6 protein-coding genes and 2 tRNA genes are annotated in these 11610 nt (G+C 32.8%); 2 read left to right on the forward strand and 6 right to left on the reverse strand.

Annotated elements, in window-relative coordinates; all coding sequences use genetic code 11:
- Nucleotides 1-201 precede the first annotated feature (201 nt).
- The 3 genes from OIU80_RS20400 to OIU80_RS20410 all read right to left on the reverse strand — a co-directional run bounded on the left by OIU80_RS20400 (nt 202) and on the right by OIU80_RS20410 (nt 5245).
- On the reverse strand, nt 202-1953 hold the full coding sequence (locus OIU80_RS20400; RefSeq protein WP_264288813.1) for an alkaline phosphatase D family protein: 1752 nt from the start codon (nt 1951-1953) through the stop codon (nt 202-204).
- A 333-nt stretch (nt 1954-2286) separates the two neighbouring features.
- On the reverse strand, nt 2287-3006 hold the full coding sequence (locus tag OIU80_RS20405) for a hypothetical protein (RefSeq protein ID WP_264288814.1): 720 nt from the start codon (nt 3004-3006) through the stop codon (nt 2287-2289).
- A gap of 520 nt (nt 3007-3526) precedes the next feature.
- Nucleotides 3527-5245 (reverse strand): tetratricopeptide repeat protein, encoded by a 1719-nt coding sequence (locus tag OIU80_RS20410; RefSeq protein WP_264288815.1) that lies wholly within the window; start codon nt 5243-5245, stop codon nt 3527-3529.
- A gap of 395 nt (nt 5246-5640) precedes the next feature.
- On the opposite strand from OIU80_RS20410, the gene OIU80_RS20415 reads away from it, so the two are divergent.
- Together OIU80_RS20415 and OIU80_RS20420 are read left to right on the forward strand one after the other, a co-directional pair.
- Entirely contained in the window at nt 5641-9003 is a 3363-nt protein-coding gene (locus tag OIU80_RS20415; protein ID WP_264288816.1) for an Ig-like domain-containing protein, read from the forward strand.
- 20 nt (nt 9004-9023) lie between these two features.
- Entirely contained in the window at nt 9024-9965 is a 942-nt protein-coding gene (locus OIU80_RS20420; RefSeq protein WP_264288817.1) for a PorP/SprF family type IX secretion system membrane protein, read from the forward strand.
- A 179-nt stretch (nt 9966-10144) separates the two neighbouring features.
- On the opposite strand, the gene OIU80_RS20425 is transcribed toward OIU80_RS20420, so the two are convergent.
- The 3 genes from OIU80_RS20425 to OIU80_RS20435 all read right to left on the reverse strand — a co-directional run bounded on the left by OIU80_RS20425 (nt 10145) and on the right by OIU80_RS20435 (nt 11538).
- Nucleotides 10145-11113 carry a YheT family hydrolase gene (locus OIU80_RS20425; protein WP_264288818.1) on the reverse strand — a complete coding sequence of 323 codons (969 nt, stop codon included), beginning with the start codon at nt 11111-11113 and terminating at the stop codon, nt 10145-10147.
- Nucleotides 11114-11372: 259 nt separating this feature from the next.
- Nucleotides 11373-11458: transfer RNA gene (locus OIU80_RS20430), tRNA-Leu, on the reverse strand.
- A 7-nt stretch (nt 11459-11465) separates the two neighbouring features.
- Nucleotides 11466-11538 (reverse strand) — tRNA-Phe (locus tag OIU80_RS20435).
- Nucleotides 11539-11610 lie beyond the last annotated feature (72 nt).

Below are 11610 nucleotides of genomic sequence, written 5' to 3' on the forward strand. Positions count from 1 at the left end.
TGATAAAAGAATCTTGCATTAGGGAGTAATTTTAAAATACAAATATCTAGATTTTAATATTTACCCACAACAATATGTATTGATCCAGAATATCCAAATCTAATAAGATAAAAAAATCGGAACAAGATTACTCCTGCCCCGATTTAATTTACTCATTTTTTATACTTCTGAAAAAATTTCAATCAGTACCAAATAAGATTTCTAAGCTATAGTATGTTTTTTTTCTGTAACAGTATTAGTAGTTTCAGTTGTTACACTGTCTACAAATCGCCATTCAGCTTCAGAACCAGATAATGTAAATTTAAGATATGTATATCCTCGCTTATGTAAATTTGCATATTCTAAATCATCTATCAACACTGTAAATGCCTGTGCTAATTCTATTGCCTTTTTAGGATCGGATGTAATTCCAAGATAAGCTTCCAATCCTGGCGATGAAACTGAACTGCAAGCTATTTCTGTACCTATAAAATTTCCTTGCATATTGGTAAGTTTACCCATCCAGGCATTATGAGTATCTCCGGCCAACACCACAACATTTTTTTCATGAAGTATGGCATAGAGCTGCTCTCTTTCTGTAAAATAACCATCCCAAGCATCCAGATTATATGGCAAAGTCGTCGTAACTCTCGCAATTTCCTGAACAGTTAAAGATGGATCACTTTGTTTATGTCTCATTTTAATAACGACAAGTTCAGAGATTGTATTAATAAGAGCCTGCATAGTCGCTGGCTGTGCACTTCCGAAATGATCTACTTCTGCTAAAATTTGATTCAAAAGCAGCAACAGCTCTGCAGGAATCATCATTTTTGTCATCAGAACCTGCTGGCCTAATACTTTCCATTTAGCAGTATCTGCATTAATCTGTGATCCCAGCCACGTCATTTGTTCGCTTCCAATTAATTTTCTGCTTGTACTTAACAGATCCGTTCTAAATTTTGTTTGGTCAAAATTTCCGCCATTATCAATATAATCAGAATAATTCATCTGCTTATCTCTTGCTATAACTCTAGTATCCATCATATAAAGCGAAAGAATATTACCAAAATTAAAACTTCTGTAAATTCTAAGATCTTTCCCTGTTTTAAGCGGAATATATTCGCTGTAGGCCTGAAAAGCCGACATTTTTCTCATCTGAAAATCTCCTTCCGAAGGATGATGATTTTCTGCACCGGATTTATAGGTGTCATTAGCAAACTCATGGTCATCCCAGACACATATAAAAGGTTTTTTCTGATGAAGAAGCTGAAGATTTTTATCTCCTCTATATTGTCTGTAACGCTCTCTGTAATCACTAAGGCTTATAATCTCCCTAGCTGGTTTATGTTCTCTACCCATCGGGTTGGTAAATGGATTTGTTCCATACTGTCCAGGCGCATATTCGTAAATATAATCTCCAAGATGAACCACTACATCGGCATCTGAAGAAGCAATCGCTCCATACACATTGAAAAGTCCTGCTGGAAAATTAGAACAGGAAACAACAGCCATTTTTATATCATTTACAATATCCGTTTTAGACGGCAGTGTACGTGTTTCTCCAGTAACAGTTACCTGTTTGGTTTTGACATTATAAAATCTATAATAATATTTTGTATTGGAGGTAATATTCTGAACATCTACCGCTATTGTAAAATCATTTATGGATGAAGCCCCTGCCTGCCCTTTTCTTGTTACTTCAGAAAATCCAGCATCCTTACTTAGCTCCCAGGTTATTTCAGCATCAGAACCTGCTGAATATCTTGTCCAGATAATCACTCCTGTTTCAGTCGGGTCAAAACTGGCTACTCCTGTCTCAAACCCTTCATTTTTCATTCCATCTGGCGCACTGCTGTTATCCGTTTTATCGTCGTCACTGCAGCTTTCAATAAGTGGGGCGATGAGAACTCCTCCAGCAACCAATAAAGAATTCCTAAGAAACCTTCTTCTGCTTAAATCATTGTTATTTTCCATAAAAATTTTTATATCAAAAAAACAATGTAATATTAAAACATAGGTTATGGCATTTTTAAAATTACCTTACATTAATATTAATAATTCATTTACTATAACAAATTATTGATCTATTAAAGATCTCTAAACTGGAACTTATTACTTTTTCTACAATATTAAAGTCTATACTGTTTTCAACTAATCAGAGGTAAATCTATTTTTGATTATTTTCAGGACAAATATTAATAGGACGCTTTACATCTTCAATTGATAACAGCTGCTCTCTAATTTAGTACAAAAGCTAGGATGATCTTTTCCTTTCTCCTATCTATTCTTGCATAAACATTCTAGTATTTAAAACAATACAGAAAAGCCTTTAGTGTATTTTATAAATAAATCGATTACAATCAGAATGATTATAAGTAAAACAAGAACCAATATATACGTAATTATTTGGGCTTTTTTATTGAATTCAAAAGTGGTAGGATTTATAAAACAATCCGCATATACATCCTGAGAAATTTTTATATGAGGACAAAATAAAGTAACACCCTGCAGAAAATGTCCAATTAGACAATATTTGTTTTTCGGGATATAAGTCAGCCCATTCTCAGGTTTAGTAAAATCAATGGGAATCCGTTTACCTTCCTTAAAACCGAAAATATATCCCGGAGAATATTTTGTTCCGATTTTTCTATCGATATCACTTACATAAGCTTCTGTGCTGTTTTCGAGCTGCTTGTATAAAACACTCTGAATAATGCCATTGTACTGGTGATGATGTATACCATAATGATCTACAGAAATAAGAATTATTTTTTTAAGTTTTTGACTCTTGTAATTCTTGTAAAGAGCCCAAATACCCCAAAAAAGTATGGGAAAGTATATCAGGTTGAAGACCATTTCGCTGGGAGATAAACGGCTATTATACTCTAACTGAATACTCAAAGGAAGTGCTATAAATAAACAAAGCATTGCAATACACAAAAGTCCGAACAATATGTACACAAAAATAGTAGCAGTTAAATTACGTTCTGAAGTTATTACAGGGAAATTTTCTTTGTTATAAATCACTATGCTTATTATTAAATAACTTATATAAATATTTTGTCGCCTCTGTAAAATTAAAACATAATAAATCAAAAAATAAAATCATAGTGCAAATTTTCTAGCTCTATGTGAAAAAATCTTAATTTTGAAATAATTAAAATTGAATTATAATTTCCAATTAAACAATTCGTATGTACTTTTTTTGTCTGTCAAAGTTTAGAAGTTTGGAGTTTAATCTTTCCAGCAAAATCATGGCAATACAGGTTTATAAAAAGAACAAACGTACGATATACGCGGGTTACAAGCTAAAAGTTCGAATCCTGCTCTACCCACAAAAACTAAATATTCTTTATAAGTATACCATTCTTACAATTATTTTTTTTCTATTGAAAACGCCCCACAAAAAAAATTAAATTAGAACTATTTATCATAAGATAATGATAGAGCATCTGATACAAATCGTCTATTACATTAAGTCTATTTCACAGATATTACACTCAAACTGGAGCGAAGTATTTTAAACCATACGGATATAGATTAATAATTAAACTTCATTAAAAATATCGGAATAATTTGGCTCATAACGTTTTTTTAATCGTTGTTTTGCTTTTTTCACAGCTTCTAATGTAACACCTAATAATTGGGCAGTTTCAATATTCTTTAATCCTATTTTTTGCAATAAAACGATTCGCAAATTTGCTTCTGTAAGATCAGGGAAATTTTCGATTAAATAATTGTAATAATCAGGCTGTTCCATTATGAAAACTGCTTTAAATCGCAACCAATTTTCTTTGGTCATTAAATGGGATTCTAAAAGTTCTTCTAAAGTTTTTCCCTTTACTTTTGATGCTAGTTTTGGAAGAGTTTTAAGTTTTTTAAATTCTTTTTCTAACTTTGTTAATTGGTCATTTTTTTCAGATAAATAGACTTGATAAGAACTTAAAGTAGCTTGCGTTTCATTGAGTTTTTTCTCCGATTTAATTTGTTCTAATTGAACAGATAGGATATTCTTGTCAAAGGCGATTCCTTGAAGTTTAAATTTTCGTTGATATATTACATAGATTAATATCAATATTATAAGCAATAAAAGACTTACTGTAATCCAAGCCCATTGCAACAGAGAAGCTCTCTCTAATTTAGTTTGTTCGATTATTAATTGCGATTTGATTCGCTCCTTTTGAACTTGTAAATTCAATCGATCTACAACAGTTTGTCCATCTGTTAAAGCAATTACTTTTTTTAAGGAATCTAATATTCTTCGAAGCTCTAATTCATTTACTGCATCTTTTTTTTGTATCGCAATTTCAAGTAATAATTCTACAATTTCATATTCAAAACTTGCGAGGTGAGCTTTGGTTCTAACATAATTTCTTGCCTCTTTAAGTACAATATCAGCATTATTGAAGTTTTTTTGCAATAAATAAAGTTTACCCAGTTCAATTTGGGCATACATGGTATTCCGATCACTATTGTTTTTTTTTGAAAGCGCAATGTCTTTCAGAAAAAGTGTCTTTGCCATTGCAAAATCATTTCGTAATACATAAATTTTAGCCAGTTCTCCTAAGGCTTTAGCATAACGAACTTCTTGTTTATTTTTTAATGCCAAATCACGGGTTTGTATAAAATATTGTTCGGCCTTATCTGGCTGTTTTTGCTTTAAAAAGGACATCCCTAAATTATTGAGTAATTCAGTATAATTTTCAGAATTAGGAGTACAGAATTGCAGTGCTTCTTTGAGGTATAACTCTTCTTGTTTATAATCTTCGATAAAGCCAAAGTAGTAGGCGTTTTTTTTTAGTACAATTTCAGCTTCCAATAAATCTCTTTTGGATTGAGCCTCTATTTTTTGAAAAGTCTCCAGAAAATAAGACAATGCTTTAATAGGATCACTGTATTTATAATAATAGAAACCAAAATGAGTTTGAGCCCAAATGATTAAGTCTTCGCGTTGTATGTTTTTTGCCAGTGTTATGGCTTTACGGTATAAAACCTCACTTTTATTGTTTTTAATATCAAGCTCTCTAGAGTATTTCTCAGCGAGTAAAACATTGTAAATAACTTCTAAAATCTGAGGGTCATCGTTAGCATATTTAAGTTTGAATTCCGAGATATTTAATTCTAAACAGTTTAAATCACAGTTCCGATAAGATCGAATAATTTTATTTAAAGATTCTTTAGTGGTATGTGCCTGAACTGATAAAATAAAGATCAATTGAAGACAAATAACAAAAAAAAAGCGCGACAGAATTAAAGACTTTTGCATTTATGTAGTGATTAAAAGTAGCTATTTAAAGATAATAACAAGCGCGTTTTCTAAAATAGATTACGTTAAGATCCCTGAAAAAGAGGGGAAATAAAAACCACGAAAATAAAATTATTTATTGGCATTTATCCTTTTTTACCCGTTTTCTATAATTTAAAAAACATAAAAATTTAAAAACAATCAAAATAAAATTTTTTATTTCAACCTAAAAAAATCACATCTTACTGGTTGTTATTTATTTATAATTAATATTTTTTAGAATACATCATCTAAATGTCCACCTATAATGTCCACCCCATATTTTTTTATCAAAATGTGAAGTAGTCTACTTTTGAATTCTTGCTAAGAATAAAATTTTATGTCTGACAAGAATTCTAATACTATTTCCATTACCTATGACTAAAAATTACTTTCTAATTTGGATATTACTATGCTGTTTTAGTTCTGCTATCGCGCAAAATTACGTGCCTTTAAAAATCGTTTCCGGTTTCAATGCAGACGTTATTGCCAATGGAGTTGGAGCTGTGTCAAGTTCTACAACACATACGTTTGACTTAACGACATTCAATCTTGTCAGTCGCGATTTTCTCTCCCAAGCTGGAAATTCCCCTTTGACATTTGGATTACCAGTAGATGGGCGAATCGTCGCAAGCAACGATTCTAATTTAATCTTTCAACTAAATCCATATTCACAAAACAATTCACTGCGTTTAACCGGTTGGGGAAGTACTGGTGATTTAGTTTTTGAAACACCCGAAAACGCAACTAGAATCGATATATTAACGGCGGCAGGTAATGCAGCAAGTTCAGCAGCTACTTTTTCAGGAGAAGTGCATTTTACCGATAATACAATACAAAGTTTTAACGGTTTGTATGCAGAAGATTGGTATTCATACGGGATACTGTCTCCTATAGTTACTTATGGAATTGGTCGAGTTAGAGTTTCAGATAATGTATTGGAAAAATTAAATGATTTTCCTCGATTACACGGTGCACAGATTAATATATCCGTAAATAATTATTACAAAAAAATCAGCAGCATCCGCGTGTTCAAAACAACCTCTACCACTGAGGTTTTACATATTATGGCTGTCACAGTTAAGAAGACACCAGATTGTTTTCAGCCAACCAACGTTCAAGTTAATAATATAGCTACTAATCAAGCTACGATCAGTTGGTCAGCTGCAATAGTAAGCCCTAATTTAGGTTACGAGTATGAAATTCGTACCTCAGGTCTACCGGGTAGTGGTTTATCGGGATTAGTAGCATCGGGCGCAGTTGCTGACAACACCATTTTAAAAGATATTACAAATCTATCGTCGAGTATAACATATTTTGTTTATGTGCGATCTAAGTGTACTACAACTTCTTTCTCAGATTGGAGTTTACCAAAGAGGTTTGAAACAAAGTGTTTGCCTCCAACAGTAACAGTAACCGGTAATTCAATTTGCAAGCCCGGTACGGTTAATTTGACAGCGACCACCACTAATGGAGTTTTGAAGTGGTATGACAGTCCAACGTCGCAAACTGTATTGGAAACTGGAGGGAGTTACACCACACCCGCTCTTACCGCTACCAAATCCTATTGGGTCGATGCGACATCTTCAAATTTTATCAATTTAGAAGGCGGTAAAAAATCGTTACATAGCAGTGCAAATGAGATTAACACTTTTAATAATTGGGGTATTGTCTTTGATTTAACTCATGATGTACATTTAAAGAGTACCGATGTTTTTGTCGCCGCACCTGGAACGCTTAATGTTGCTATTTATGATGGTTCAGGTACTGAGGTATCATCAACCGGTGACTTAACAGTAAGCGCATTAGGTGTAGTTACCCCAGTTACCATACCTTTAAACGTTCAATTAAAGGCAGGTACTGGTTATAGATTGCTGATTAAAGCCTTTAATGGAACTAAGTTATACAGAGATTCTTCGGTTTCTTTTCCATATAAAGACGTTTCTGAAATTTTAAGTGTCACTTCAGGTTTTTTCGATGGATATACCAAAAATTATTATTATTATTTTTATAATCTTGTCTTTGAAAAGGGATGTAAATCACCCCGACAAGAAGTGATAGCTACAGTATCAAATAGCCTGGCGCCTACAACAACATTACCGATACAGACTTTTTGTTTTGAGCAAGGAACCCAATTAAAAAACCTAAGTGTTAACGGCTCCAATATCAAATGGTACAATGCATCGACTGGAGGCAATCAATGGAGTGAAACTGCCCTAGTTACTAATGGTACTACCTATTATGCATCTCAAACTGTTAATGGATGTGAAAGTATTGATAGAACAGCAATTCAGGTAACAATTTACAATACCATTGAACCAACTGCATCTGATCAAACTTTCTGTATTGCAGAAAACAAAACCATAGCTGATTTAATAGCTACGGGAACTGCAATTAAATGGTATGATGTAGCAACTGGCGGAAGTTCACTGGCGACTTCAGAAATTTTAACCACTAAAACTTATTATGCCTCGCAAACACTAAATAATTGTGAGAGTAAGAGCAGAACTCCTGTTCAGGTAACAATTTACAATACCATTGAACCAACTGCATCTGATCAAGCTTTCTGTATTATAGAAAATAAAACCATAGCAGATTTAATAGCTACAGGAACTGCAATTAAATGGTACGATGTAACAACTGGCGGAATATCACTGGCGAATTCAGATATTTTAACCACTAAAACTTATTATGCTTCCCAAACACTGAATGGTTGTGAGAGTGTAAACAGAACTCCTGTTCAGGTAACAATTTACGATACCACTGAACCAACTGCATCTGATCAGGCTTTTTGTATTGCAGAAAATAAAACCATAGCTGATTTAATTGCTACGGGAACTGCAATTAAATGGTACGATGCAGCAACTAGCGGAAGTCCCCTAACAACTTCAGATATTTTAACCACTAAAACTTATTATGCCTCGCAAACACTAAATGATTGTGAGAGTAAGAGCAGAACTCCTGTTCAGGTAACAATTTACGATCTCGCTGTACCAACAGTACCTGACCAAGAATTTTGTGCCATTGAAAACAAAACTATAGGAGATATAGAAACAGCAGGAACAATTATAAAATGGTATGCAAATACAACAACAACCAACGAATTATCCTCAAGCACCAGACTAAACTCAGGAATTTATTATGCAGTAGCTCAATCAGGAAGTTGTAATAGCAATCGTATACCCGTCAATGTTACCATTAAAGATACTACAGTGCCAACGGGAGAAACCATTCAATATATGTGCGCAGAAAAAGAACACACAATAATAGACTTGCAAACAGATCAGGAAGAAATATTATGGTATGATTCAGCCATAGGAGGATTACCATTAAGCTCATCAGTAGTTTTAAAACATATGCAAAAATACTATGCTTCTTTTACAGGACAAGAATGTGAGAGCAATAATAGATTAGAAGTACAAATTGTAATACGAAGCTGTGATGTTATAATACATAATGGTATATCTGCAAATGGAGATGGTAAAAACGATTATTTCTCTATTGAGGGTATCAATATATTTTCTGATAATAAATTAGAAATTTTTAACAGATGGGGAAATCTTGTTTATGAGACAAAGCATTACGGACAAAATGATAATCTATTTAAAGGTTTTCCTAATACAGGGTCAAACTCAAAAGGAGGTTTATTACCTGAAGGAACTTATTACTATGTATTTCATTTTACCAATTTAGACAACCATCTTATTACCAAAACAGGTTTTTTACATCTCAACTACTAATGCAAAATATTAAATGTCACATGAATTTTAATTATATAACGTTTCTATTTATTTTCACCATATTCTCTGCAACAGCACAACAAAATGTTCAGTTTTCCGATTACAAACTCAATATATCTAGTTTCAATCCTGCTTTCGCTGGCTTTTATGATGGTAGTATTTTATTAATCCATAGAACTCAGTTTGCAGGTTTTTCTGGCGCTCCAGAGAGCAAAAATTTGAATGTAAATATTCCTCTTTCTATGAATATGGGAATGGGCTTAAACGTTATGAGTGAGAAATTAGGAGTTACAGAAGAGTTAACTATTACAGGAGACTATTCCTATACTCTATTTTTTGATGACCTCACAATGTTCACGTTTGGATTAAAGGGTGGATTTAGTTCATTAAATGTAGATTACTCAAGACTTGATCTACAAGATGATGGGGATCTTAATTTCGCAAATAATACCACTAATAAAATAGTCCCTCAAATAGGTATTGGATTCATGTTTAATACATCGAATTGGTTTATAGGTATTTCTACACCCAATTTTATTAAAGAAAGTTTTAATTCTACAATAGAGGGATTTACGGCAACTGCTCAACCACACCTTTATTTTACTACTGGCTATAAAACACAATTATCAGATGAATTGCTCTTCAAGCCTTCAATATTGGCAAAGTATGTAAATGCTGCTCCTCTTGCCATAGATTTTGCCCTTAATTTTGAACTAATGGAAAAATTTCGCTTTGGCACATCCTATCGTTGGGATAGTGCAGTAACAGCAATTGTGGGCGTCAATTTTCTTAAAGATTTTCAGGCAGGCTATGCATACGATCATAACTTAAATAGTTTAGGCAAGTTTGCACCAAGTTCGCATCAATTCTATCTAAAATATACATTCAAAGCAAATGAAAAACTTCGAAGAGAATGTGGTAGTTGCAGCTTTACGAATTCGACTAAGAATATTGGATTCTAATTTTTAACCAATGTACAGATAACTTGGATGTATCCCTTTTTTACCACAGATAATTAATGATGTTTTTTCTGAGAAATGTGGCACAACAAATTATAAATATTTAAAAAAGCAGTACATCCAAACAGATATAAATTATTTAGTTTGGATATAAGTTATTATTACATCCTTTTTAGAAAATATTAAACGGGCTTTTTGCAAGATTCAAAAAATTCATATGCTCTTTTCTCTACATAAGAATGCATCGAATTACGCATAGGAAAAGCACAGTGTCCTCCATATTTTGGAGTTTCTAGATAAACATAAGCACTATCTTTAGCTATAGCTCTGGGGTAACATCTTTCACCTAAAAATGGATCATCAAGTGAATTAATAATTAAAACTGGAGTAGTAATATTTTTAAGAGAAAATTCTGGAGAAACACGCTGATAATAATCATCTCGGCTCGCAAAACCATGAAGCGGTGCCGTAAAATACTGATCAACTTCATCAAAAGAAGAAATTTTATCAATCTGATCACGATTTATAAAATCAGGAAACTGTGCTGCCTTGTATTTTAGCTTTTTTTTAATATCAATTGTAAAATTCTTTAAGTAGATCTTATTAAAGCCTTGCTTAAGTATAGCAGCACTTGTCGCAATATGAGTTGGTACTGAAATCGATACCGCAGCCTTAATATGTTCATCAATTTTTGCCCAGCCCAAATAATTCAAAAGCTGAACACCTCCCATTGAATATCCAATCAAATAAATATCTTCAAATTCTTTTTGCAAAACAAACTGGACTACTTTATCAAGATCATCAACTGCACCATGATGATAAAGTCTCGGAAGTCGGTTCATTTCTCCTCCACAGCTGCGATTGTTCCATGCAAAAACTGAAAAACCCTTCTGCTGAAAATAAGCCGCACAACTATTATTGTATGTTCTACGTGAATCACCTTCCAAACCATGACATAAGATAACTGCTTTCTTAGAATCATTTAAAACAAAATCGATATTGATAAAATCTCCATCACTTAACTCATGTTTTTCTCTTGTATAGCCTGGAACTTCAAATTTTTTAAACAAAGCTGCATAAATAGTCGAAATATGTTTGTTGCGGTAAATAATAGACGGAAAATCATATCCTGATTGTTCAATTATTGGCATGCTAAAAAGTTTTTATGGTGCTTACTACAAATCTAAGAAATCAATCAACATCAAATTTAATACTGTCTTTTTATTTTACTTTTCAAAATCATTAATTAAAATAAATTTTACTTCATAAAATACAGTCTCTATAGTTAAAGAAAAAAAGTTGGCATTGAAAAAGAGATTCCAACTTTTGCGCTTGATCCAAAAAAGTTCCCATACGAAAAACTACGCCAAAAAAAAGCTTCAATTAGCGTTAGCGAATTGAAGCTTTTAGTACTCAGAGCGGGACTTGAACCCGCACGAACATTGCTGTTCACTGGATTTTAAGTCCAGCGTGTCTACCAATTTCACCATCCGAGCATTATTGTGGTACCTCCAGGGATCGAACCAGGGACACATGGATTTTCAGTCCATTGCTCTACCATCTGAGCTAAGGTACCTTAATTTTACTTATATATAATATATTAAGCAAAATATGAATAAAAAACCCTGTTTTTAAAAACAGGGTTTTA

The sequence above is a fragment of the Flavobacterium frigoritolerans genome (genome assembly GCF_025847275.1).
GTDB classification, from domain to species: domain Bacteria; phylum Bacteroidota; class Bacteroidia; order Flavobacteriales; family Flavobacteriaceae; genus Flavobacterium; species Flavobacterium frigoritolerans.